The 24,731-nt window shown below is 68.6% G+C and carries 22 protein-coding genes; 7 read left to right on the forward strand and 15 right to left on the reverse strand.

Annotation, left to right across the window (positions count from 1 at the left end; genetic code table 11):
* Positions 1–13 precede the first annotated feature (13 nt).
* Positions 14–2,683, reverse strand: a complete 2,670-nt coding sequence (locus N802_RS05680; protein WP_035913462.1) for a DUF4153 domain-containing protein — start codon at positions 2,681–2,683, stop codon at positions 14–16.
* Entirely contained in the window at positions 2,680–3,390 is a 711-nt protein-coding gene (locus N802_RS05685; RefSeq protein ID WP_035913465.1) for a response regulator transcription factor, read from the reverse strand. Before N802_RS05685 ends, N802_RS05680 begins: the two co-directional genes overlap by 4 nt.
* A 223-nt stretch (positions 3,391–3,613) precedes the next feature.
* Between N802_RS05685 and N802_RS05690 the strand changes: the two genes are divergently transcribed.
* Positions 3,614–5,383 carry a vWA domain-containing protein gene (locus N802_RS05690; RefSeq protein ID WP_035913469.1) on the forward strand — a complete coding sequence of 590 codons (1,770 nt, stop codon included), beginning with the start codon at positions 3,614–3,616 and terminating at the stop codon, positions 5,381–5,383.
* A 45-nt stretch (positions 5,384–5,428) separates the two neighbouring features.
* Here the strand turns inward: N802_RS05690 and N802_RS05695 are convergent, their stop codons facing one another.
* The gene (locus N802_RS05695) at positions 5,429–6,385 is read right to left on the reverse strand and encodes a GlxA family transcriptional regulator (protein WP_035913841.1); all 957 of its coding nucleotides are present in this window, start codon (positions 6,383–6,385) and stop codon (positions 5,429–5,431) included.
* Positions 6,386–6,475: 90 nt separating this feature from the next.
* Between N802_RS05695 and N802_RS05700 the strand changes: the two genes are divergently transcribed.
* Positions 6,476–6,676 (forward strand): hypothetical protein, encoded by a 201-nt coding sequence (locus N802_RS05700; RefSeq protein WP_035913472.1) that lies wholly within the window; start codon positions 6,476–6,478, stop codon positions 6,674–6,676.
* Positions 6,677–6,795: 119 nt separating this feature from the next.
* Here the strand turns inward: N802_RS05700 and N802_RS05705 are convergent, their stop codons facing one another.
* From N802_RS05705 to N802_RS05745, 9 genes are all read right to left on the reverse strand, one after another.
* Complete coding sequence (locus N802_RS05705; RefSeq protein WP_035913477.1) at positions 6,796–7,494, reverse strand: SRPBCC family protein; 699 nt, start codon at positions 7,492–7,494, stop codon at positions 6,796–6,798.
* A gap of 7 nt (positions 7,495–7,501) precedes the next feature.
* The gene (locus tag N802_RS05710) at positions 7,502–8,356 is read right to left on the reverse strand and encodes an FAD binding domain-containing protein (protein ID WP_035913482.1); all 855 of its coding nucleotides are present in this window, start codon (positions 8,354–8,356) and stop codon (positions 7,502–7,504) included.
* Entirely contained in the window at positions 8,353–10,842 is a 2,490-nt protein-coding gene (locus N802_RS05715; RefSeq protein ID WP_035913486.1) for a xanthine dehydrogenase family protein molybdopterin-binding subunit, read from the reverse strand. Before N802_RS05715 ends, N802_RS05710 begins: the two co-directional genes overlap by 4 nt.
* Entirely contained in the window at positions 10,839–11,321 is a 483-nt protein-coding gene (locus tag N802_RS05720; RefSeq protein ID WP_035913489.1) for a (2Fe-2S)-binding protein, read from the reverse strand. The genes N802_RS05715 and N802_RS05720 overlap by 4 nt, the downstream gene beginning before the upstream one ends.
* Positions 11,322–11,424: 103 nt before the next feature.
* Positions 11,425–12,540: an XdhC family protein gene (locus tag N802_RS05725; protein ID WP_035913491.1), complete on the reverse strand. Its 1,116-nt coding sequence runs from the start codon at positions 12,538–12,540 to the stop codon at positions 11,425–11,427.
* Entirely contained in the window at positions 12,533–13,642 is a 1,110-nt protein-coding gene (locus N802_RS05730) for a vWA domain-containing protein (RefSeq protein WP_035913493.1), read from the reverse strand. Before N802_RS05730 ends, N802_RS05725 begins: the two co-directional genes overlap by 8 nt.
* Positions 13,643–13,649: 7 nt before the next feature.
* Complete coding sequence (locus N802_RS05735) at positions 13,650–14,525, reverse strand: AAA family ATPase (RefSeq protein WP_035913495.1); 876 nt, start codon at positions 14,523–14,525, stop codon at positions 13,650–13,652.
* Between the two features lie 24 nt (positions 14,526–14,549).
* Positions 14,550–15,134, reverse strand: a complete 585-nt coding sequence (locus tag N802_RS05740; protein ID WP_035913498.1) for a nucleotidyltransferase family protein — start codon at positions 15,132–15,134, stop codon at positions 14,550–14,552.
* A gap of 266 nt (positions 15,135–15,400) precedes the next feature.
* Positions 15,401–16,123: a hypothetical protein gene (locus N802_RS05745; protein WP_035913501.1), complete on the reverse strand. Its 723-nt coding sequence runs from the start codon at positions 16,121–16,123 to the stop codon at positions 15,401–15,403.
* A 202-nt stretch (positions 16,124–16,325) separates the two neighbouring features.
* Here N802_RS05745 and N802_RS05750 point away from each other — a divergent pair, with 202 nt between their 5' ends.
* Genes N802_RS05750 through N802_RS05760 form a run of 3 tightly spaced genes read left to right on the forward strand, consistent with a single transcriptional unit; the run spans position 16,326 to position 20,100 of the window.
* Positions 16,326–18,326 (forward strand): sensor histidine kinase, encoded by a 2,001-nt coding sequence (locus N802_RS05750; RefSeq protein WP_035913503.1) that lies wholly within the window; start codon positions 16,326–16,328, stop codon positions 18,324–18,326.
* Positions 18,326–18,964 (forward strand): response regulator transcription factor, encoded by a 639-nt coding sequence (locus N802_RS05755; RefSeq protein ID WP_035913507.1) that lies wholly within the window; start codon positions 18,326–18,328, stop codon positions 18,962–18,964. The genes N802_RS05750 and N802_RS05755 overlap by 1 nt, the downstream gene beginning before the upstream one ends.
* On the forward strand, positions 18,961–20,100 hold the full coding sequence (locus N802_RS05760; protein WP_156971300.1) for a zinc-binding dehydrogenase: 1,140 nt from the start codon (positions 18,961–18,963) through the stop codon (positions 20,098–20,100). Before N802_RS05755 ends, N802_RS05760 begins: the two co-directional genes overlap by 4 nt.
* 24 nt (positions 20,101–20,124) lie before the next feature.
* On the opposite strand, the gene N802_RS05765 is transcribed toward N802_RS05760, so the two are convergent.
* Complete coding sequence (locus N802_RS05765) at positions 20,125–20,607, reverse strand: hypothetical protein (protein ID WP_156971301.1); 483 nt, start codon at positions 20,605–20,607, stop codon at positions 20,125–20,127.
* A gap of 174 nt (positions 20,608–20,781) precedes the next feature.
* On the opposite strand from N802_RS05765, the gene N802_RS05770 reads away from it, so the two are divergent.
* Both N802_RS05770 and N802_RS05775 read left to right on the forward strand, forming a co-directional pair.
* The gene (locus N802_RS05770) at positions 20,782–21,939 is read left to right on the forward strand and encodes a sensor histidine kinase (RefSeq protein WP_052109466.1); all 1,158 of its coding nucleotides are present in this window, start codon (positions 20,782–20,784) and stop codon (positions 21,937–21,939) included.
* Positions 21,936–22,583 carry a response regulator gene (locus N802_RS05775; protein WP_035913513.1) on the forward strand — a complete coding sequence of 216 codons (648 nt, stop codon included), beginning with the start codon at positions 21,936–21,938 and terminating at the stop codon, positions 22,581–22,583. Before N802_RS05770 ends, N802_RS05775 begins: the two co-directional genes overlap by 4 nt.
* Before the next feature lie 41 nt (positions 22,584–22,624).
* Here N802_RS05775 and N802_RS05780 read toward each other — a convergent pair whose 3' ends face one another.
* Together N802_RS05780 and N802_RS05785 are read right to left on the reverse strand one after the other, a co-directional pair.
* A complete protein-coding gene (locus N802_RS05780) occupies positions 22,625–23,908 on the reverse strand; it encodes a sugar ABC transporter permease (RefSeq protein ID WP_035913516.1) in 1,284 nt (427 codons plus the stop codon).
* Complete coding sequence (locus tag N802_RS05785; protein ID WP_035913519.1) at positions 23,905–24,702, reverse strand: ATP-binding cassette domain-containing protein; 798 nt, start codon at positions 24,700–24,702, stop codon at positions 23,905–23,907. Before N802_RS05785 ends, N802_RS05780 begins: the two co-directional genes overlap by 4 nt.
* Between the last annotated feature and the right edge of the window lie 29 nt (positions 24,703–24,731).

Below are 24,731 nucleotides of genomic sequence, written 5' to 3' on the forward strand. Positions count from 1 at the left end.
GGGTCAGCGGGAGTCAGTCGAAGACCTCGGAGCCGGAACCAGTGGGGACGAAGCCGTCGCCGAACTGGCTGCAGAACGACGAATCGACGGTGAGGTCCTTGCTCTCGGCGGCGTCGAAGGCTCGTGCCCGTCCGAAGTTCCACGACAGCAGGTCGTCGTCGCGGTCCCGGCTCTTCTCCATGTTCCAGGTGACGACACAGGCAGCCTGCTTCTCGTCGAGGCCCGCGATCTTGGCCGGGGTCGAGTCGACGCCCAGCCCGGCGAGGTAGAAGGTGTCGAGTTTGCCGGTCTCGTGGAAGCGCTCGATATTGCGGGATGCCACCCAGCCGTCGGGGTTCATCAACCCGAAGCCGAGGAAGAACAATGCACCGGACAGCAGCGCGGCCCGAGGCAGCCACGTGCCCTTGAGTCGCACGATCGCCACCATCATGAGGACGATGAGCAGTCCCAGCCAGAGTTCGAACCCGTCGACGAAGACCCGCATGACCGTGTAGCCGTAGGCCTCCTGGTAGAGGCTCATCCGATACAGCGCCGACGCCACCACGGCGAGCGTGAGCACGCAGAGCGTCAGGAGCGTGCCGCGCAGCCACAGCCGGTCGGAGCCCGACTCCTGTGCTGCCTTCCGAGTCGCGATGCCGACCACGACGAGAGTGAGGAAGGTTGCTGTGGTCAACTGGCCGAACCCTTGGTGAACGTACTCGGCATAGGTCAGACCCGTTGTCTCACGCAGGTATTCGTGACCACCCCACATCGCCGTGGCCTGCGCAATGAGGAACAGCGCGAAGAGCGCGATGACAACACCGAGCGGCACGAGCCATTCCCAGCGGTGCCGCACCGGAGCACCTCGCGGGACGTCCAGGTCGGCGATGCGCGGCGGGTTGAGCGCGAGGTAGGCACCGGCCAGCGCGACACCCGCCACGAACACGAAGACGAAGATCCGCGCGATGATCGAGTCCCAGCGCAGGTCGGGGATGAGCGACTGCGCCCACGAGCCGAAGATCGCGTCACCGGAGGCGAAGAGACCTCCGAAGAGGACCAGCCCCAAGGCTGCGATGGCGGCCGTGCGCAGGACGGGCCAGAGGAGCGGCATCCGACTCGTCGCCGTGAGCGTCCGCCCCAGGAGCGGCAACCCGCGCAAGCCGGCCAGGACCCACGACATCGCCGAGAGCGGGATGCTCACGAACGACCTGGCGTGCGTCACCGTGGCAGCGAGGAGTAGCGCCGCGAGCATCACCGACAGGATGGCGATCCACTCGGTCGCGCGCAGCACCGTCATGGCCGTCAACCCGACACCGACGGCAACGCACGCGATCGTCCACGGACTCCGCTTCTGGCTCGCCGGCTTGAGGATGATGAGCGCAGCCAACAACGCCACCAATCCGGCTGCGAGGCCAATTCGCCTGTCCGGCAACGTGATCGACGCCAGTAGACCAAGCCCCAGCGCACCCAGGAGCAATGCCGGTTGCGGGCCGAATCCGCTCTCGGGCCAGAACTTCCCGAACAGCTGGTCCGTGAACGGCAGCACGGCTGGGTGTGCTGCGGGTGTCGAGGGCGACTGAGCCGCGACGGCCGCACCCGGGGTGGGTTGCGGTTGGGCGGGCGGGGGGGCGGGTGTGGCAGTCATCGTGACCTCCGTGGTCGGCTGGGGGGGCGGCGCGCTCGCCGCTCGCGCGTGGGATCGCGTATGCCGTGGGAGCACCGCGCGCAGTCGCGCACCGTGTCCGCCGGCTGGAGTGGGAACGACGTGGATGGAGCCTCCGTGGAGCTCGCAGACCCAGGACGCGATGGCGAGGCCAAGGCCCGTCCCCCCACCGGAGTCGTCACCGGTCCCGAAGCGGCTGAGCACCGTGGCGGCCTTCTCGGCGGGAATCCCGGGGCCTTCGTCGAGGACCTCGAGCGACCACTGCTCGTCTTCGAGCGCCGTGGCCACGACCTGGATCTCGCCGCCGGGCGGGCTGTGCCGAGCCGCGTTGTCGAGGAGGTTCGCGACCAACTGCGCGAGGCGAGCGGGGTCGGCGGTGACGCGCAGGGCTTCGGGGAACACACGGCATACGTGATGGACGTTGCGGGAGCCGAGCTCGGCTTCGGCGACCGCGCGACGCAACACGTCCGCAACCGCGACCTCCTCGAGGCGCAGGGGGAGCACGCCGGCGTCGATCCGGGAGAGGTCGAGCAGGTCACCGACAAGGTCACTCAAGCGTTCGGACTGGGTGAGTGCCCCACGCAGAGCGGCGTCGTCGGGCTGGACGACCCCGTCGACGAGGTTCTCGAGCAGGGCCCGCTGCGCGGTGAGAGGCGTCCGAAGCTCGTGCGAGACCGTCGCGATGAGCTGCCGCCGCTGGTGGTCGGCGTCGGCGAGGTCGGACGCCATCGCGTTGAAGGCGCGCGACAGTTGGCCGACCTCGTCGGTGGACGCGGTGGAAACACGCTGGCCGTAGTCCCCCGAAGCCATGCGACTGGCCGCGTGGGTCATCTCGCGCAGGGGTGCGGTCATGCCCCGGGCCAACCACTGCGTCACGAGCAGCGCGGCGGCGACGGTGACCGGGAGGGTGAGCCAGAGGGGCATCCCCGCTCGGGCGCCGATCGTCGCGAACAGCGCTGCGACGACGACGGTCGCGCCGACGAGGAGCCCGAGCTTGACCTTGATCGAGCCGACCTTCTCGAGAGGCTCCTCGGTGATCACGGAGACTCCAGGGCGTAGCCGACGCCGTGCACGGTGCGAACGCGCGCCGCACCGATCTTGGCGCGCAGGGACTTCACGTGACTGTCGAGGGTTCGGGTGCCGGAGGCGTCGGACCACCCCCACACCTCGGCCATGAGCTGCTCGCGCGAACGGACCGTGCCGGGCGTTGCGGCCAGCGCGGTCAACAGGTCGAATTCGAGTGGGGTGAGATGAACCTCGGCTCCGTCGACAGTGACTCGTCGGGCCGGGCCGTCGATCTGGAGCGCCCCGAGGGCAGTCGTCCGGGCTGGCGTGGCTGCGAGTTCGGCCGCGCGCTCGACGCGACGGAGCAGCGCGTGGGTGCGCGCGACGACCTCACGCATCCGGAACGGCTTGGTGACGTAGTCGTCGGCACCCACGCCGAGGCCCACGAGGATGTCGGTCTCGTCGTCACGAGCGGTGAGCATGAGCACGGGTACGGGGCGCACGGCCTGGATGCGGCGGCAGACCTCGAGCCCGTCGAACCCCGGGAGCATGACGTCGAGCACGACGAGATCCGGATTGTGCGTGTTGAACGCCTCGACCGCGCCGGGGCCGTCGTGGGCCTGGTGGACCTGATAGCCCTCCGCACGCAGTCGATCGGTGACGGCTTGATTGATGGTCGGCTCGTCCTCTACGACGAGCACTGTCGCACCCGACCCGTTCGCGCCCACACCCGTTTCGCTCATGACACCGACAGTAGGAGCCTGCCCGTGCGGCGCGTGGGCACGACCTGTGCAGATCTCGTGAAGATGGCACCGCGGGTCAGGGGACGCGGCACCGAATGGGGCGGACGGCATACACAGGGATGTATCTGGCGGGTAGCCAAGGCCTCCTTCCCTTCAGCGACCGCGATACGCGCCTGCCGGGGGGCGACTCATGAGGCGATCGCACAACCAGGAGGGAATCATCATGAAGTCAGCAGCACGGGCGCGTCGTCGCGCCTGTCTCACGAGCGGCGCCGCTCTCGCGGTAGCCGCTCTCGTTGCGCCTGCCGCGATGGCGGGAACCCAGTCGGGGAACCTCCCCAACGGCGCCGAGATCACCGTGGGCGTCACGTCCCCGGTGGACGGCGACTCCTTCATCGTGCCTGCGGGTGACACGACCGTCGACGTGCCCCTGTCGGGGACGGCGAGCATCGCCACGGGCGCGCCCAACACGAGTTGGATCTATGTCGTCGACATCTCCGGTAGCACCGTCAACCTGATGTGCGATTCGACCCGGACCATCCTTGCGTGCGAGCAGGTGGCCGTGAAGGGACTCAACGACCTCGTGGTCACCGATGGCTCGGCGCTCGAGAGTGCTGTCGTGGCGTTTGGGACCTCCGCTGAACCGGCGGACATGGACCCCGCCGCCGGAGAGCAGCGCTTCACGCCGCCCTCGGGATCCAACGTCGACACCGTGATCGACTCGCTCACGCCGGGCACCATCGGTCAGTTCACCGCGAAGAACGTCGGCACGAGCACGAACTTCGCCGCGGCACTGGCAGCGGCCGACACCGCAGTCCAGGCAGCGACTGGCACCCAGGTCAACGTCGTGTTCCTGTCCGACGGCATCTCCGAGGCAGGGTCGCTGGCCGCGTTCAACACCGCTCTGAACTCCGTCGCTGCAGGCGCAACCATCTATCCGTTCGCGGTTGGTGCCGCAGCCTCCTGCACCGTCGGCACCCTGGGCAACCTCCAGGCCATGGCGACCGCCAGTGGGACCACGTGTGAGCACGTGACCAACCCCGCGAACCTGCCGGACGTCATCAAGAACGTGACCGCGACGTCGCTCACCGGGCTCACCGTGACGCTCGACGGCAACCCCGTCGCGGCCACCACGAGCACCGCCCTCCCCACTGCGGGGCCGGCGGACATCACGTGGACGGCACCGGGCAACGACCTGGCACCGGGCACCCACGAGGTGTGCGCGACGGCGTCCGGGCTCGGCCCGGCAAGTGACGACACCGCCACGGGGTCGGTCACGCGTTGCGAGTCCTTCTCGGTCTTCGGCTTCGCACTCACGCCGCCGACGGCGACCAATGAGTTGGGCTCGGACGACACCCACACGGTGACGGCGACGGTCACCGGACCGGCCTCTGATCTGGGTGGTCACAAGGTCGACTTCTCGATCTCGGCCGGTCCGAACGCCGGTGACTCCGGGACCTGTGCCCCGGCGTCCTGCGAGACCAACGCCTCGGGTGTCGTGACCTTCACCTACACGGTTCCGGTGGAGCCGGACTCGCTCGGCACCGACACGATCACCGCCGTCGGCCACATCGACGGACACGACGCCACTCGCACGGCGTCCAAGCTGTGGCAGGACACCACGCCGCCGGTCGCCCAGTGCGTCCCGTCGACGAACCCGGGCGGCAACGAGCCGCAGGCACCGGGCAACGGCGGCCAGGGTCAGAACCAGGACGGCTTCTATCGTCTCGTCGCCACCGATGACGTGTGGCCTGCCTCTGACCTCGACCTCTTCGTCAAGGACGACGGCAGCTCCACGACCTGGGGTCCCTTCGCCGTCGACACCGACATCAAGTACGTCGAGGCCAACGGTGCGAACCCCAGTCAGAAGCCCGGCAGCGGCGCTGTCGAGTGGAACCTCAAGGGCAAGGGTGACGCCGAGGTCTACGCCATCGACGGGTCGGGGAACCGCTCCGCGTCGGTGAAGTGCCTCGTGCCGAACGCCCCGCAGTGATCCCACCGCAAGGCTGAATCACTCACTCGCACACCGCTCCTCGGCTCAGGCCGGGGAGCGGTGTCGCGTCCGGAACACAGTGGGGGTGAGCCCGGTGCCCTGGGAGAAGTGGTGACGCAGAAGTGCTGCGCTACCGAAGCCGACGTCGCCGGCGATCTGCTCGATCGACAGGTCCGTCTCCTCGAGGAGTTCGCGAGCCCTCAGCACCCGCTGATCGGTCACCCATTGGTGAGGTGTCGTGCCGGTCTCGGCGACGAACCTCCGCGCGAACGTGCGCGATGACATCGCTGCCCGTCGGGCCAGTTGGGGCACCGTGTGCGTCTCATCGAGGTGCTCCACGAGCCACTCGAGCGTCGGCCCCAGACTCTCGCATTCGGTGATGGGAACGGGACGATCGATGAATTGGCGCTGGCCACCGTCTCGGTGGGGTGAGACGACCATCCGGCGGGCGATGCGGTTCGCCACCGCGGCCCCGTGCTCGGCGCGCACGAGGTGCAGGCAAGCGTCGATCCCGGCCGCGGTGCCCGCGCTCGTGATCACGGTGCCGTCGTGCGCATAGAGCACGTCCGGGTTGACCTTGGCCAGCGGGTACGCCGCGGCGAGCGCATCGGAGTGCAGCCAGTGCGTCGTGCACTCACGCCCATCCAGGACACCGGCGGCACCGAGGGTGAAGGCACCCGAACAGACCGACAGGACATACGCCCCGCGATCGACAGCGTCCCTCACCACCTGCTTCACGGCCTCGGACGGTGCGTATGCCGTGGGGCTGGCCGGGATGGCGACGAGGTCTGCGTCGCTGGTCGCCTCCAACCCGTGGGGCGCGGTCAGGACGACACCGGAGTCGGTACTCAACGGCATACCCGGCCTCTCGGAGCAGACCCGGAAGTCGATCGGCGGCACACCCTCAGCGGTCCGGTCGATGCCGAACACCTCGTTGAGGACACCGAACTCGAAGAGCGCGACGGGATCCTGGAGGACGACGGCGACGGAACGGAGGGCCATCTCTGCAGCATGACACTGTGGCAGCATTTTGTGCAAGAGGGGCAGTTCTGCCACTCGTGGCAGGATGTGGTCGGGCATCAAACTTATGCCATGAGCACATACATCGCAGACCTGGCCCCCATCGTCTTCTCCCTCGTCCTCGTCGCGCTGTTCGTCTGGGCGCTCGAGCGCAGCAACCGTCGCCACCCCACCGCCCCGTGGGCCGACGAATGGCGCCACCACGTCGACCAGGACGCCGACCACCGGCGCAGCGAGCACGACTGGGACGCGTACTACCACCGCACGGCCTGACCGCCCGCGCTCGTCAACTCGGCTCGGGAGCCGGGTTACCCCTCCAGAGCCGGGTTGACGAGGCTCGGGAGCGGCAGCCCGGCTCCCGAGCCGACTGTGCGCGAGGTGGGACTCGTCAGTCAGTTGCGGTCGCGACCGAAGGCGTATCCGATGAGGACACCGATGAGGCCGGCGACGGCATACGGGCCCCACTGCTTGACCGCCGAGGGCATCGCCACGGCACCGAGGTCGATGGCGTCGTCAACGGGTCTGGCCCGCGGCCGACCGCGTGGGTCGGGCCCAGACGACATCGCTGCCGCCGGCCAGGCGTCAGGGTCAGCGCCCGCCGGCGCAGGAACGTCACTGGCTCCGGCAGCGGCGGCACTCTCCTCCTGCGGGGCATTGAACTGGTCCTCGATGCACTCGACGAACTGGCGGAGCAACTTGTCCGACACGTCCTGCATCACCCCGCGACCGAACTGCGCGGGCTTGCCGGTGATGGCGAGATCCGTGGCGACATCGACGCGCGTCTGGTCGCCCTCGGACGTCAACTGCATCGTCACCGTTGCGCCGGCGGTGCCGTTGCCGCGCTTGTCCTTGCCCTTCGCGTCGATGACCGCTCGATGGGCTTCGGGGTCGCGCTCGAGGAAGGTCCCGGAGCCGGCGTAGACAAGAGCAATGGGTCCGAGCTTGACCTTGACCGTCCCGGAGAAGCCGTCGTCGGTGACGTCGGTGACCGTTGCGCCCGGGAAGCAGCCACCGACCCGCTCCAGGTCCAGCAGGCCCTCCCACACCGCGTCGATGCCGGCCGGAACGGTGAAGGTGTGCGTCAGCTCCACGACGGCCTCAGCCCCCAGCGGCGGCGAGGACCGCGCGCCGAGTGAGCACCGGCGCCAGGGCCCGGCGATAGTCGGCGCTGCCGTTGAGATCGCTCGGCGGATCGGTGCCCTCGGCGGCCGCGGCGCAGGCCTCACGGATTGCCTCGTCCGAGGCCGACGCACCCACGAGAGCCGCCTCGACAGCCGTCGCACGCAGTGGCGTGGAGCCCATGTTGGTCAGCCCGATGGCGGCCTCCGCGATCGTGCCGCCGTCCACCCGGACCGTGGCCGCGACGGCGACGATCGACCACTGGTGGGCGACTCGGACGAACTTCTCGTAGTGGCCGCCCCAACCGGTGTGCTTCGGGATGCGGATCGCGGTCAGCAGTTCCCCCTCGGCAACGGCCGTCTCGAAGAGGTCTTGGAAGAAGTCGGACGCTGCAACGGTGCGCTCTCCCCCACTTCCGGTGATGACGAACTCCGTGCCCAGGGCGAGGGCCGGCGCGCCGACATCGCCCGCCGGGTCGGCGTGCACGAGTGCTCCGCCAACCGTGCCGCGGTGCCGGATCTGGGGATCGGCGACCTCCTTGAGGGCGGCGTGCAGAACAGCCGCGTGCTCGCTCACAGCGGCGGATGCGAGGGCGTCGGCATAGGTCGTCATGGCGCCGATGACGAGGTGGTCACCGTCCTCACGGACCCCGCGCAACTCCTCGATGCGGCCCAGATCGACGACCTTCTCGGGTGCGTTGAGCCGCATCCGGAGGATCGGCAGGAGACTCTGCCCACCGGCCAGCACCTTGGCGTCGTCGCCGGCCTCGGCGAGGGCCGTGAGTGCCTCTGCCACCGACGTCGGAGCGACGTAGTCAAACGATGCGGGGATCATCGGTCCGCTCCTTCGGCCGAGGAGCCGGGATCATCCTGATTGGCTGCGCCGGACTCGAAGTGCGGCTGGGCGTTGTCGGTGGTGGACCCTGCCGTGTCCGACCCGGCCGTCTGGATCGCGCTCCACACCCGCTCCGGCGTGCACGGCATGACGATGTCGTTGACTCCCATGGGGCGCAGGGCATCCACGATGGCGTTGACGACTGCCGGGGTCGAGGCGATCGTGCCCGCCTCCCCAACCCCCTTGGTGCCAAGGGTGTTCGTCGTGGACGGCGTCGTGGTGTGGTCGGTGACGTACGAGATGGTGTCGGCCGCCGTGGGCAAGGTGTAGTCGACGAACGACCCGGTCACGAGCGTGCCGTTCTCGTCGAACACTGCTTCCTCCCAGAGTGCCTGGGCCACGCCCTGGACGATGCCGCCATGTTCTTGCCCGGCCACGATGAGCGGGTTGATGACGGTGCCGATGTCGTCGACCGCGACATAGGCACGCATCGTGCTCGCGCCGGTCTCGGTGTCGACCTCCATGGCGCACAGGTGGGTGCCATGCGGGAACGAGAACGTGTTCGCGTCGAACGTCGCCTCGGAGTCGATGATCGGTTCGATGTCCTCCGGGAAGACGTGCGAGGTCCACGTCGCCATCGCGATCTCTCCGAGAGTCAGGCCCTTGTCCGTGCCCTTGACCCCGAACCGACCTGCCATGAATTCGAGGTCGTCGGCGTTGGCCTCGAGCAGGTGTGCCGCAATGGGTTTGGCCTTCTCGATGACCTTGTCTGCGGCGCGCACGAGGGCCTCGCCCCCGAGGACGAGGGACCGAGAGCCGTAGGTGTCCAGACCTCTGGGCGCAACGAGTGTGTCGCCATGGAGCACCTCGACGTCCTCGAAGGCCACACCGAGGCGATCAGCGACGATCTGGCTCCACGCCGTCTCGTGCCCCTGACCGTGGGCCGACGCGCCGGTCACGACCTCGACCTTGCCCGTCGCGAGCATCCTGATGGCGGCGTGCTCCCAGCCGCCCGCGCCGTAGTTGAGGGCGCCAAGAATTCGTGAGGGCGCGAGTCCGCACATCTCGGTGAAGGTCGACACGCCAATGCCGAGCTGCACCGGATCCTTGCGATCGCGGCGTTCCTGCTGCTCCCGCCGCAACCCGTCGTAGCCGAACAGTTCCTTGGCACGTGCTGTCGCCGCTTCGTAGTTGCCCGAGTCGTAGGTCATGCCCGCGACGGAGGTGAACGGGAACTCCTCGTGGGTGATCCAGTTCTTCTCCCGGATCTCGAGCGGATCAACGCCGACCTCGGCGGCGAGTTCGTCCATGATTCGTTCGATCCCGAAGGTCGCCTCGGGGCGCCCGGCTCCGCGATAGGCGTCCACCCAGGTCTTGTTCGTGTAGACCGTCTGACAGTTGAACTGGTAGGCGGGGAACTTGTAGATCGCGTTGAACATCCACGCCCCGAGGACGGGCACACCTCCACCGAGGATCGCCGCGTAGGCCCCGAGGTCCGCGAGCAACTCGACCTTGAGCCCCGTGACCGCGCCATCCTTCGTCGCAGCGAGGGTGAGCTTCTGCCACTGGTCGCGACCGTGGTGGCAGGAGACCATCGTCTCGGACCGCGTCTCGGTGTACTTGCACGGCTTGCCCAGGCGTCGGGCCGCGGCAAGCGTGATGAACTCCTCCGGAGTGGTCTGGAGCTTGCCGCCGAAGCCACCCCCGACGTCGGGAGCGATGACCCGGATCTTCGCCTCGGAGATGCCCGTGGTCGCTGCAATGAGGAACCGGAGGATGTGCGGGATCTGGGTCGCGGTCCAGATGGTGATCTGCTCCCCTGTGGGGTCGACCACGGTGGATCGAGGCTCCATGAACGCCGGGATGAGCCGCTGGTTGCGGTATTCGCGTTCGATGACGATGCCGCTCTCGCGCGCTGTCGCGATCGCCTCGTCGACGTTGCCACCGGTCCCGGCCTCGGCTGAGTCGAGCTTCCAGAAGTCGGACTTGTTGGTGCCGAGGTCCGGGTGGACCAGAACCGTGTCCTTCATCGCTTCCCGGGCGTCGAAGACCGCTGGCAGCTCGTCATAATCCACGTCGACGAGTTCCGCGGCATCACGCGCCTCCGCCGCCGAACGCGCCACCACGCACGCGACGATCTCGCCGGTGCAGGCGACCCGGTCCACGGCCATGGGCAAGTGGCCGGGCGTCTTCTGCTCGGCCGACAGCGGCCAGGCGTTGGCGATCGCGCCCTGCGTGTCCTTGATGTCGGCGCCGGTGATGACGGCGACGACACCAGAGGCTGCCTTCGCCTCCTCGACGTCGATGTTGCTGATCGTCGCGTGCGCGACCGGACTGCGCACCATCGCCAGGTGCAGCATCCCCGGGAGGACGATGTTGTCGGTCCACTTCGTGCGACCCGTGATGAGCCGTTGGTCCTCCTTGCGCCGCCTGTCCCGCCCGATCTCGGGCGCGGCCCCGGCCGGGCGATCGTCGACGGCGGTCATGACCGCGCTCCCGAGGTCTCGCCCTGACCGGCAACCTGTTGCACGGCGCGGACGATGTTGTGGTAGCCCGTGCACCGACAGAGGTTGCCCTCGAGCCCCACCCGGATCTCCTCTTCGGAGGGGTCCGGGTTGTCGTTCAGGACATCGATGGCCTGCATGATCATGCCGGGTGTGCAGTAGCCGCACTGGAGTGCGTGGCACTCGTGGAACGCCTGCTGCATGGGGTGCAGTTCACCGTTCTGCGACAGGCCCTCGATGGTCGTCACCTCGTGACCATCAGCCTGGACGGCAAGAACGTTGCAGGACTTGACGCTACGACCGTCGAGATGGACGGTGCACGCGCCACAGTTGCTCGTATCGCAGCCGATCACGGTCCCTGTCTTCCCCACCACCTCCCGCAGGTAGTGGACGAGGAGCATGCGTGGCTCCACCTCGTCGCTGTAGGACGTGCCGTCGACCGTGACCGTGATCCGAGTCATCGTTGACTCTCCTCGCCGGGGGGATGCGGATGTGACTGATCTTTCACTGATCGGAGGACCGCGACAAGGGTTCGCCGAGATTCACAGCCGCAGACCCATGGCCTCACGAGTGGATGGGGCCGTCCCTCTCCACGAGTCGGTCGCCGCGACCACCCCAACGCAGGGCGATGATCTCCGCGGCAATCGACACAGCAGTCTCCTGCGGGGTCCGACCGCCGAGATCGAGCCCGATCGGGGACGACAGGCGGACCAGCTCGTCGTCTGTCAGACCAGCCTCCCGCAGCCGCTCCAGTCGCTCGTCGTGAGTGCGACGGGAGCCCATCGCTCCGATATAGGCCACCTCGGGCAGCCGCAGCGCCACCTCGAGCAACGGAACGTCGAACTTCGGGTCATGGGTGAGGACGCACAGGACCGTCCGGCCATCGATGCGACCGGCGTCAGCCTCGGCAGTCAGATAGGTGTGCGGCCACGAGACGACCACTTCGTCAGCCGCCGGCAACCTGACTGCGGTCGCGAACACCGGCCGCGCATCGCACACCGTCACGGCATACCCGAGGAAGTGGCCCACCTCCGCGACCGCCGCCGCGAAGTCGATGGCGCCGAAGACGATCATCCGCGGCTTGGGCGCATACGACGCGACGAAGACGCGCATCCCCTCACCGCGACGTTCGCCGTCGGGTCCGTAGGTCAGCGTCTCGGTCGTGCCCGACGCCAGCGCACCGCGAGTGTCATCGGTGACTGCTGCGTCCGCCCGCTCGCTGCCGAGTTCCCCCGTGGCCGAGTCGGGTCGCACGACGAGCCGGCGCCCCACCCAGGCCGGGTCGGGGTGCGCGACGACGGTCGCCACGGCCACCGGGCGCCCCGCGGCGATGTCGTCGGCGACTCCACCGAGTTCGGGGAAGGAGGCACGGTCCACCTTCTCGACGAAGACGTCGAGTTCGCCGCCGCACGTCAAACCGACCGTGTATGCCGTGTCGTCCGAGATGCCGTAGTGCACGAGTTCCGGTGTTGCCGAGTTGAGCACCTCCTGACCGAGGTCGAAGACGGCACCCTCGACGCACCCACCCGACACCGACCCGACCGCGGTGCCATCAGACCCGACGAGCATCGATGCCCCTGCAGGGCGTGGTGATGAGCGGAAAGTGTCAACCACGGTGGCCATCGCCACCGGCTCGTCGGCGTCCCACCAGGCGCGCAGTTCGCTCAACACGTCACGCATGCTCGACAACCTCCATCAGCTCGGCGAACGCAGCCATCGAGTGGCCGGCCACAAAGGAGTCAACGTACGGAAGGGCCGCGACGATCCCGACTTGCACAGGCTCGTAGGCGTCGTGGCCACGATGCGGGTTGGCCCAGACGACATGATGCGCGAGCCCGTGCAGGCGGCGCATCTGCACGGCGAGACCCGCCGGGTCCTCCCGCTCCCACCCGTCGCTGACGAGCACGACGACTGCTCCTCGAGCCATGCCGCGCCGCCCCCAGCGATCGAGGAACGCCTTGAGTCCGTGGGCCAGTCGCGTGCCACCCGACCAGTCGGGAATCGTTCGACCCGCAGCGACCAGGGCCCGGTCCGGGTCAGGGTGCTGCAGGCCGGCCGTCACGTGGGTGAGCCGTGTCCCGAGGGTGAAGACCTCGACGTGACCAGTGCTGCGCACCCACACGTGCCCCAACCGCAGCAACGAATCGGCGTAGGCGCTCATGGATCCGGAGACGTCGATCAGCAGGACGACCCGACGGGGACGCTCCGCGCGCCGACGCCACTTGATCGGTCCGGGCTCACCGTGCCGGCGCAGCATCTCGCGCAGGGTCGCACGGGCGTCCACGCGTCCTTTGGCAGCGGCCGCGAGGCGATGCGTTCGCCGTCGCGGTGGTCGCGGGCGGAGATCGGCGAACATCCGCGCGAGCGTCGCCCGCTCAATCGCCGAAAGTGACGCGATATCCCTGTGCCGCAGCACTTCCATGGCACTCGCCCGCGCTCGGACCTCGTCGAGACTCTCGTCGTCGCCACCCTCCTGCGACGACTCCGCGTCACCGAGGTCGGCCATCGCTTCGGGCGGTCGCGATGGTCGGCGGCGCACTGCTGCCGGTCGTTCGGCACCGAACCACGCGGCATACACGAGGTCGTATCTCTCGAGATCGGAAGGTGAGCCGCAGAGCGTGGCCCGCCCAGCGGCATACACGCCGGCCTGATCCTCGAGGCCGACGGTCGCGGCGGCGAGCAGGAAGGTGCGTTCCCGGTCGGCTGTGACCGGCACGCCCGCTGCTCGGAGAGCGCGCGCGAACCCGAGGAGGATCTCCTCGGGAGGACGGACCCGGATCACCGCGGACTCACCGCGCGAGGATGCGATCGAGAGCGGCGCGGACGCGTTCGAAGTCCTCGCGATACTTCACCGCGACGCCGAGAGATGCCGCAGCCGAGGCAGTGTCGAGGTCGCGCACGCCCAACTCGTGAAGGGCGCGCGCCCAGTCCAGGGTCTCGGCGACGCCGGGCGGCTTGAGCAACTCGGTGTCGACGCGGATGGCGTGGATGGTGCGGACCGCCTGCTCCGCGAGAGCGTGCGGAACCTCGGGCGCACGGGATCGAACAATTGCGAGTTCGCGCTCGAGAGAAGGGTGTTCGAGCCAGTGATAGAGGCAGCGCCGCTTGAGGGCGTCATGCACCTCGCGCGTGCGGTTGGAGGTGAGCACGACCAGCGGGGGCGTCTCCGCCCGAACCGTGCCGAGCTCCGGGATGCTCACCTGCCACGTGGACAGGACCTCGAGAAGGAACGCCTCGAACTCGTCGTCAGCACGATCGATCTCGTCGACGAGCAGGACAGCCGGTGCCTCTCGCAGGGCCCGGAGAATGGGGCGAGCGACGAGGAAGCGTTCATCGAACAGACCAGACTCGATCTCCTCGAGGGACGCGGCGCCCTCGACCGCCTCCACTGCGCGCAGGTGGAGAATCTGGCGCGGGAAGTCCCAGTCATAGAGCGCCTGGGACGCGTCGATGCCCTCGTGGCACTGCAGCCGGATGAGGGGCACCCCGCCGGCTTCGGCCAACGCCTCCGCCAACGAGGTCTTGCCTGTGCCCGGTTCCCCTTCGAGGAGCAATGGCCGGTGCAGCCGGGTCGCGAGCCACGCGACCGTGGCCAAGGCCTCGTCAGCGAGGTAGCCGGTGCCGTCGAGGGCCGCGCTCAGATCCGCTGCCGAGGAGAACTCCATCGGCTCATCATGTCCTGCGCACGGTCACACGTCACAGGGACGGTCGATGTCGCGCCCGGTCGCGAGGTCCCCGCACTCCACCAAGTGCGGCCGGTGACGGTCGAGGTAGTCGCGTGCGCCATGGTCGCCCGTGGCGTGCATTCTCACTGGCGCCCAGTGGTCACGGCCGATGAGGACCGGGTGACCGGCCCGACCGTCGTAGGCCGCGCGGGCCAGCACTCCGTCGAGGTCCCCGTCGACGGCGCCCAAGAGGCGCTCATGCACCTCGACACCGACATCGGGAAGGTCGACCAGCATCAGCAGCACAGCGCGAGCATCGGTGTCCTGCAACACATCCAGCCCCGCCCGAAGAGACGCGCCCATCCCCTCATCCCAATTGGGCGCCTCAACGACGTGACCGCCCGCGCGTTCGGCGCGGGCGGTCACGTTCGGTGCAGCGGAGCCGACGACGACATGCACGTCAGCGACCCCAGCAACTTGGAGGCGTTCGACAGCCATCTCGACAAGAGAGGGTCCCGTCGGGGACAGCCGAAGCAGCGCCTTGGGTCCTCCCATACGCCGCCCGGCTCCCGCCGCGAGAACGAGTCCTACGACCCGCGCATCCGCCATTGGGCCACTGTGCCAGTTGAAAGGGCCTCAGCGTGTCCCAACAGCCCACAGAGTCGTCGTACCTGACACTTCGTTGCCGACCGCGATCGCGCTGGGCACGCCCCCGTTCTCTCCCGCAACGTCAGTGGGAACGGTCGCTAGAGGTGCCGTTGACGCTGACGCTACGGGGTAGCTCTCCCGCAACGTCAGTGGGAACGGTCGCTAGAGGTGCCGTTGACGCTGACGTTGCGGAGGGGGCGGGGCCAGCGATCGTGCCGAGACCGTGCTCAGGCGTGGCGGCTTCGGAAGGCGCGCACGCCAAGGTCAGCGCCGACGATGACCGGCCAGAAGAACCACCCGAAGAGGGCGACGTGCAGTGGAACCTGCGCCGCGTCACTGCCCATGACCAACAAGGGGATCGTGACGAACTCGGCCCCCGCGATGACGAGCCCGAGCAGGGCCACCGGGCGGCTGAGGAAGCGGTCCCTCAGAGCGATGAGGGACACGAGTCCCACCATCGAGCAGGTGACAACGAGGGTCAACGTCCCCAACATGTCGGCGACGAGCCCGACGTTGAACAGCGTCTGGACCGCAGAGTCGCTGAGGGCCGTGATCGGCTGGAGAACCCACGCCGAATAGACGCTGGCGAAGAACAGCATCTGCACCGCCGCGAGCGCCCCCGCGAGAGTGACGAAGCGAGCAGCGAGGTTCCGTGACCGGACCGATCCGACGAGTTCGGCGAGCACCCCCACGAGCGTGAGGAGGGCGATGACACCGATCAGGCCGCTCAGGGCATTCACGGTCAAGGTTCCGGTGTTCACGGCGGCGTAGTTGCGGATCTCCGCCACGGTGGCGTTGCCTGTGACGGGCCCCTCAGGTGTCGTGGCGCCGAACGCGGCCACGAGCCAGGCGAGGCCGGCGAGCGCGCCCGTGCGATGGAGCGATCGCCTCCTGGCGATCCCTGTGCCCGGTGTGGCTTCGGTAGCGCTGACTGAGGTTGCGGTGCTCATGGGAGGTCCTTTCCTGGGGGTTCTGGGTCTGCCCTTTCAGCGTCGGGCGGCTCCCGTCCCCCGCACGAGTGACGATCGCCCTCGTGCCGCCCGTCCCTGCGCCCGCTCGGCAAAGGACGGATGTCCCTGTCAGGCGGGACCCCGAGTCGCTAGCGTCGATGCATTGCAGCGTCCACGCGCGACGGGCATCGAGGAGGTGAGCGTGTCGACCCCCACCGATCCTCGGCGCACCGCCGGAACCCTCGTCGCAGCAGGGGTCGGCGCCACCGTCGCGGTCAGCGCCGCTCTGGCCGGACGCCTGTCCGGCACGACGCCCCTCTCGGCAACCGACACGGTGTGGTTCCTCAGCTTCATGGCCTTCCCGCTCGTGGGCGCGTTCCTCGTGCGGCGCCGTCCCGAACTCGCCATCGGCTGGGTCTATCTCGGCGTGGGCGTCGCGCAGGCGGCGGCGGGCGCCTTCCAACTCGTCAGCGGGCACGTGCTCGCCCGTGGTGAGACGTCGGGCGCGGCATGGACCCATCTGCTCGCCAACGCCGCGTTCGGGACGGCGTGGATGCTCGCGACCACGGTGGCGCTGTTGGTCTTCCCCTTGGGTGATCGGGCGCCACGAGGCCGACGCACCTTGGTCGCCGCGGCACTCGTGGGCTTCATCGTGACGATTGTCGGCTACGCCCTGGCGATCGGCCCCTTGGACGGGGACACCACCCTCGAGAGTCCGCTCGCGATCCCGGCCCTCGGGCCGTGGCCGCGGCGCATCTCGGACACCGCCGTCCTCGCCATGCTCCTGGTGACCGTGGCCGCCCTGGTTCGTCTCGTCGTGGCTTGGCGACGTGCGGTGGAGCCGACCCGCACGCGCCTCATGTGGCTCGCCTTCGGCGCTCTCGTTGCTCTCCTCGCGGCAGCGGTCGGGAGTCTTCTGCTGCCCTTCGGGCCGAGTTGGGTGGGCACGATCACCGAGGCCGTGGTGGTCGCGGCATTGCCCATCGCGACCGGCATCGCGCTATTGCGTGGCGGACTTTTCGACGTCGCGGTGGTTCTCGACCGGACGATCGTGTATGCCGTCCTCACCGGTCTCGTGCTCGCCACCTATTTCGCCTCGCTCGCCATCGCGACCAACCTCCTCGGCGAGGAGGCCGGGCGCGGGGCCTCACTGCTCGCGAGCGCGGCGGTGGCAGTGTTCCTCGGTCCGGTGAAGGGGTGGCTGCACCGCCGGGTCGAGCGTCTCCTCTATGGCGACTGGGCCCAGCCCTATCGGGTCCTCGCAAACCTCGCCGAGAAGCTCGAACGGAGCACCGCCGTCGACGACCTCATCGCGACCGTGACCGACACGATCAAGCACACGCTGCGCCTCCCCTTCGTCGAGGTTGCCCTCGGCGCACCGCGAGCGGCGCTCCCGCCAGGAGTCGTGAGCCTTCCCCTCGTGACGCATGGCCGCCAGGAGGGACAGCTGCTGGTCGGACGCCGGAGCGGGCAGGCCGCCTTCGACCCGCGCGAGCTGCAGTTGCTCGAGGACCTTGCCCGGCAAGTGGCGCGAGAGGTGCGGGTCGCCCGCCTCGCGACCGACCTCCAGGAGTCACGCGAGCGCCTCGTCCGGGCACGTGAGGACGAGCGCCTTCGAGTGCGGCGCGACCTTCATGACGGCATAGGACCGACTCTTGCAGCGGCGAGCCTCCAGGTGGATGCCCTCCGGGAGCTGTGGCAACCCGAGGAGCCGCGCGCTCAGGAACTCCTCGACCGGGTCAAGGACGAGATCGCCCAGTCGGTCCAGGACGTCCGGCATGTCGTCGAGGGGCTTCGGCCGCCGGCACTCGATGATCTCGGGCTGTCCGGCGTGGTCCGGGAACACGCTCGCACCCTCGCCGCAGCGGGGCTGGTCGTCGACGTCGACTGTCCTGACACCCTGTCCGTGCCCGGAGCAGCAGCCGAGGTGGCGGCCTACCGCATCGTCACCGAATCGCTCACGAACGTTGTCCGGCATTCGGGCGCCACGCGGTGCCGCGTCACGCTCGACGTGAAGCAGGGATGGCTGATCCTCGAGGTCGTCGACAACGGGGCGAGCCGGGTGGACACCCGTTCCGGCACGGGCGTCGGACTCGAGTCGATGCGCGAGCGAGCCGCCGAACTCGGCGGAAGCCTCACGGTCGCATCCCGTCCCGGAGGCGGCACTGTCGTCTCGGGGCGCATCCCTGTCGGAGGTGCCTGATGGCCGTGCGCGTCCTCATCGTCGATGACCATCCGATCTTCCGCGACGGCCTGCGAGCCGCACTGGAGGGCGAACCCACGATCGAGGTCGTGGGCGACGCCGAGGACGGGGACCAGGCCTTGGTGCGGATTCGCGAACTGCGCCCCGACGTCGCCCTGATGGACCTCAACATGCCCGGCCGGTCCGGGATCGAGGTGACCCGAGCGCTCGCCTCGACCCACCCTGACGTCAGAGTCCTCGTCCTCACGATGCAGGCGGACGACGAATCGGTCTTCGCCGCGGTGAGGGCGGGTGCCGCGGGGTACCTCCTCAAGGGCGCCGGCCGGCAGGACGTCATCCGGGCGATCGTGGGAGTTTCGGAGGGCGAAGCGATCTTCGGCCCGGCCGTGGCGGCACGCATCCTCGACCACTTCGCGGGTCGGACCCCCGCCACGCCCTTCCCCGAGTTGACCGACCGCGAGCGCGAGATCCTCGACCTCGTCGCCGCGGGCCTCGGAAACCAGGCCATTGGAGCGCGAATGCACCTTGCGCCCAAGACCATTCGCAACAATGTCTCGACGATCCTTCAGAAGTTGCACGCCGCCGACCGCGGCGAGGCGATCGCGAAGGCACGCGGACAAGGACTGGGACACACATGACGATCACGACGAAGGCCGCGGTGCTGCGGCATGCCACAGACTCACATCCGTTCGCCGAGTCGTCCCCCTTGCGCGTTGAGGAGGTCACCCTCGACGGCCCCGGTCCGGGCGAGGTGCTCGTTCGGATCACCGCCGCCGGCCTGTGCCACTCGGACTTGTCCGTGGTCAATGGTGACCGGCCGCGCCCGCTGCCGATGGTGCTCGGCCACGAGGCTGCCGGGGTCGTCGAGGAGGTCGGCGCCGGCGTCACGGAGGTCGCGGTCGGCGATCGCGTCGTCTGCTCCTACGTCCCTTCGTGCGGCACCTGTGCCGAGTGCGCCGGTGGGCACCCTGTGCGGTGCGCGGACGCCCAGGCAGCGAACCGGGAGGCGCGTCTCGTCAGCGGTCGGCGACCGTTCCGCGACGCGACCGGTGCCGAACTGCACCATCACCTTGGCGTCTCCGCGTTCTCAGAGCTCACCGTGCTCTCCCCCCGCTCCCTCGTCCCCGTCCCGGACGAGGTCCCGCTCGACGTCGCCGCCGTCTTCGGATGCGCGGTGCTCACCGGTGCCGGCGCCGTCCTCAACACCGCGCAGGTCCGCCCGGGCGAGCCCGTGGCCGTCATCGGACTCGGCGGGGTGGGGATCTCGGCGGTCATGGCCGCAGCCTTGGCGGGCGCCCACCCCGTCATCGCCGTCGACACCGTCGAGTCCAAGCTCGCCTCCGCCAAGGAGGTCGGCGCCACCCACGGTGTCCTCGCCGGCCAGAGCGCCGCCGACGAGATCCGCGACCTCACCGGCGGTGGCGTTGCCGCGGCGATCGAAGCCGCAGGGCACCCAGCGGCCCTTGCCACGGCATACGCCGCGACGAAGGTGGGCGGACGAGTCGTCGTCGCCGGACTCCCCCACCCCAAACACACCATCGACGTCCCGATCGCCGCGCTCGTCGGGGAGGAGAAGGCCATCCTCGGGTCCTACATGGGGTCGTCCGTTCCCCGGCGCGACCTCCCGCGACTCTTCGATCTGTATGCCGCTGGGTTGCTTCGCGCGGACGCGCTCGTCACCGCGAACCACGTGCCTCTGGACGACATCAATACCGCCCTCGACCGTCTCCACGACGGCACCGAGGTCCGCCAGATCATCACGCCAAACGGGTGAGCCTGGGGCGCTGCCAGCACTCTGTCAGTAGTCGATCGGCCAGTCGCCGGTGAGGACGGCAAAGAGGACGAAGGCGACCCACGCGGCGATGACGGCGAGCCCGCTCGCGACGACGAAGGCTGCTGCGGGACTGGTCGTTCGCTCGCGAGCGGCGACACCGAGGGTGAGCACAGCCGCCCCGAGAATGAGCTGGTGAGCAGAGTACGGAACGGCGAGGCCCAAGAAGGCGACGAGTGCCAGCACCACGCTGGCCCGAACGACATTCGGACCTCGAAGCGCACGCCGCACCACGAGGGCGAAGACGAGCAACCCGAGCACGATGCCCTCGACCACGGCGGCGACGGCGTTCTCGAGGAACATCTGCCAACCGGGCCACTCGTTGACGACGAGGTTGCCCAACAGAGCCCTGGTGACCACGGTGACCGTGACCGCGGCGAGGCCGACGGATCGTGCGGACGGACTCCGCGAAACGACGGTGCTCGGGTCGGCCGAGAGAGTGTGCGACATGACGGGCGGCCTTTCTGGGAGGACTTCGACCCCCGCCACGCTCCTCTGCTCGGCGGTCGCCGTCGTCACGACTCGGAGCGAATCGGCGTCGTCCGCTCGAGCGACCGATCCACCGCGGTGGTGTCATTCCTGTGAGTGACGTCGCGGCACGGTCGCCGTGAGTACCGTTGTCATGTGCGGCTGTACGACGAGCTGAAGCGGCACGGCGACGTGGTCGTCGCCGTCGGTCTCGCCGCAGTGATGGTTGCCGAGTTCTCGGCGCTCGGCGGCGACGCGGGGAAGCCGGTCGCACTCGTCCTCGGACTCCTTGCCGGCCTGTCGTTGGCGCTGCGGCGGCGCTCTGCGTTCCTGGGCTTCCTGACGACCATGACCCTTCTGGGCGCACTTCTGTGGCTCGTCGGCCACCAGGTGACGGAGTCGATGGCCGTCCTGGCCGTCTTGTTCATTTCCCTCTACTCCGTGGGTGCGCACACGACGGGTCGCCTCGTCTGGGTATCGGCGGGACTGGTGCTGGTCGGCATCGTGCTGTTCGTCGCCAGCGATGGCGACCGGCTGAAGTACGTCGATGTGCTGTTCGGCGGCGCCATCGTGGGTGGTCCGTTCGCGGCGGGAGTGGCCATGCGGTTGCGCCGCGATCGCGAGTCCGAACTGTCGGCCCAGAAGGTCGACCTCGAACGGGAGCGAGACGCGGTCACGAAGCAAGCCGTGACCGAGGAGCGGGCCCGGATCGCCCGTGAACTGCACGACGTCGTGGCGCACGCCATCTCGGTCACCGTCCTCCAGGCACGTGGAGGTCGACGGATGCTGGACGAGGACCTCGACGAGTCGCGTCGTGCGTTCGACGCCATCGAGCACACCAACGCCCAGGCGCTGGCAGACATGCGTCGGCTGCTTCAGCTCCTGCGTGACACCGACACTCGTGCCGACAGCGAGCCACAGCCCTCCCTGTCCCGTGTCACGGACCTCACCGAGACGATGCGCACCTCGGGAGTGACAGTCGCCCTGGAGGTGACGGGAGACCCGTCCGCACTCCCCCCGGGACTGGACGCCACGGCATACCGGATTGTCCAGGAAGCGCTCACGAACGTGGCCAAGCACGCGAATGAGGCACAGGCCTGGGTCTCCTTGACCTACGGCGCCGAGGAACTCTGGCTGACCGTCCGCGACAACGGAACTCACTCGGGAGTCACGGGCGCTCGAACCACTGCGGGCCATGGCCTCGTGGGAATCCGCGAACGCGTCGCGGTCGCTGGCGGCGAGGTCGAGGTCGGGCCCCAACCCGAGGGCGGGTTCCTCGTGCGGGCCCGCATTCCCTACGCGGTCACGTCGTGATCCGGGTCCTCCTGGCCGATGACCAGCACCTGGTGCGGGCCGGCTTCCGGATGATCCTCCGCGCCGAACCGGACATCGACGTGGTCGCCGAGGCCGGCGATGGGGCCGCCGCGATTCGGCTCGCTGAGGAGTTCGGCCCCGATGTCGTCCTGATGGACGTCAGGATGCCCGTCCTCGACGGGATCGCGGCGACGGAGACGATCACTGCGGGACCGTCGGGCACGCGAGTCATCGTGCTGACGACGTTCGACCTCGATGGGGTGGTCTACGACGCCTTGCGTGCCGGGGCCAGTGGCTTCCTCCTCAAGGACGCCTCAGAGGACAGGCTGATCACCGCGATCCGGGTCGTGGCCGACGGCGGATCCCTCTTCGCGCCGAGTGTGACGCGGCGACTCGTCTCCGAGTTCGCTGCCAGAGCTCCGAAGCCCGCGCCCCTCGGGATGGCATCGCTGACGGAACGCGAGGTCGAGGTGGTGCGCCTGATCGCGCGTGGTCACAGCAACCAGGAGGTCGCATCCAGCCTGTTCGTCACGGAGAACACCGTGAAGACCCACGTGGCGCGAATCCTCGCCAAGCTCGACCTGCGTGATCGCACTCAGGTCGTCGTCATGGCCTACGAATCCGGGCTCGTCCGCCCGGGCTGAGTTCGCCCGACTGTCGACTTCGAGCGCCCATTGGGTCCAGCTCAGGCGCGTCCATGGGCCGCGCGTGAGCGGCGGCTGAGGCTGTCGATGATGACGGCGAGGAGGAGCACCGCACCAGTCACCATGAACTTGACGTTCGATTCCACTGCCAAGAGGTCGAGGCCGTTGGAGATCGACTGAATCACGAGGATCCCCAAGAGAGCTGAGTAGGCCGAGCCGCGCCCACCGAACAGGCTCGTCCCGCCGATGACCGCAGCGGCAATGGCATTGAGGTTCGTGTCCGCACCGCCGCTGCTCTGATTGGCCGACGCCAGACGCGAAGCGGCGAAAATGCCGCCGAGCGCGGCGAAGGTGGAACACAGGGTGAAGACCGACAGGTAGACGCGCTTGACGTTGATGCCTGCTCGGCGAGCAGCCTCGACGTTGCCACCGATGGCGAGGACCGAGCGCCCCCAGGTGGTTCGGCGAATCGCGAGATCCATGATGACGACCAGCACCAGGAACGTCAGGAACATCACCGAGACCCCACGGTCCCGGGTGAGCACGGCCACGGCGATCACAAGAATCGCGGCGAGACCACCGGCGCGCAAGGCGAGCCGGCTGATGGGGGTCGTCGACAACCCGGCCGCGGAGCGACGCGCGTTGCGTCGCAGCGTGCTAAGGGCATAGAGAGCCGGAGCGAGGAGGGCGAGCGAATAGGCCAGCCACGGAGGCAGGAACTGCTGGGACGCGAAGCGCACGAGGGTCGACTCGAACGGGAGGTTGATCGTGCCTTGGTTGCCGAGCACCCTCAGCTGGAGGCCGAGAAGCGCCAACAGGCCGGCAAGGGTGATGACGAAGCTCGGCACCCCGAAGCGATTGAACAATGTCCCGTAGAGCAGGCCGACCAGAGCGGCGACGCCAAGTGCGGCGAGGATCGCGAGGGCCACTGGTACGCCGTTGTTGACGAACATCACCGCGAGCACGGCTGCGGACAAGCCAGACATCGACCCGACCGACAGATCGATCTCTCCAAGGAGGAGGACGAGAACCACTCCGATCGCGATCGTCCCCACCGCCACCATCTGGAGGCTGAGGTTGACGAGGTTGCGACTTGAGAGGAACGCGGGATTCAAGGCGTAGAAGACACCCCAGATCAGGACCAGACCAACGACCACTGGCAGCGACCCGAGGTCGCCTGAGCGCAAGCGACTCCAGAAGGCCGATGCCCAGCCGGTCAGGCCTTGACTGGCGATCAGCCGCTCGTCCTGCAGGTCCGCAGGAAGGCTCGACTGGTCGGGCGTGGGGCCGTTGTTCGTCGAAGTCTGCGTCTCGGGGGTGCTCACGGCTGATCCTCCTGGTGGGCCTTGCGTGCGGCTCGCGCAGAAACGGCGTTTGTCGTCGCCCCCGTGATGGCGGCGATGATCTCCTGGTTGGTCGTCTCGGCAACCCGGAAAACGCCGTTGTTGCGGCCGAGCCGTAGGACGACGACGCGGTCGGCGACGGCCATGACGTCCGACATGTTGTGGCTGATGAGGATGACACCGAGCCCGTTCTCGCGAAGCCTTTCGACGAGGTTGAGCACCTCCGCCGTCTGGGCCACGCCGAGGGCTGCCGTGGGCTCGTCGAGCATCACGACCTTCGGCTTTCCCAAGAGCGAGCGGGCGATGGCCACGGTCTGCCTCTGGCCACCCGAGAGACTCGCGACCGCTATGCGGACGCTGGGAATCTTGGCGGACAGCTCACGAAGGAGTCGCCATGACTCCTTCTCCATGGTCACCTCGTCCAGAGCCCCCTTGTGCAGCAGCTCGCTGCCGAGAAAGAGGTTGCCGACGACGTCGAGGTTGTCGCACAGGGCAAGGTCCTGGAACACCGTCGCGATGCCGAGCTCCTGCGCCTCGGCCGGCGAGCCGATCGAGACGGGGGACCCGGCGAAGTTCACCTGCCCTTCGTCCGGGGTATAGACCCCGGCGATCGTCTTCACGAGGGTCGACTTGCCGGCACCGTTGTCGCCCACGAGGGCCACGACCTCACCGGCGTCGACACTGAACTCGATGTCCTTGAGGGCCTGAACGGCCCCGAACCGCTTGGACACACCAGTCATCGACAGCACCGGGGCTGCCGTTGTGGTCGTGGTCATGCTCGGCCTCACTCCTTCGTGGGGGCATG

Origin of the sequence: Knoellia sinensis KCTC 19936, from assembly GCF_000768705.1 — a bacterium.
Lineage (GTDB): Bacteria > Actinomycetota > Actinomycetes > Actinomycetales > Dermatophilaceae > Knoellia > Knoellia sinensis.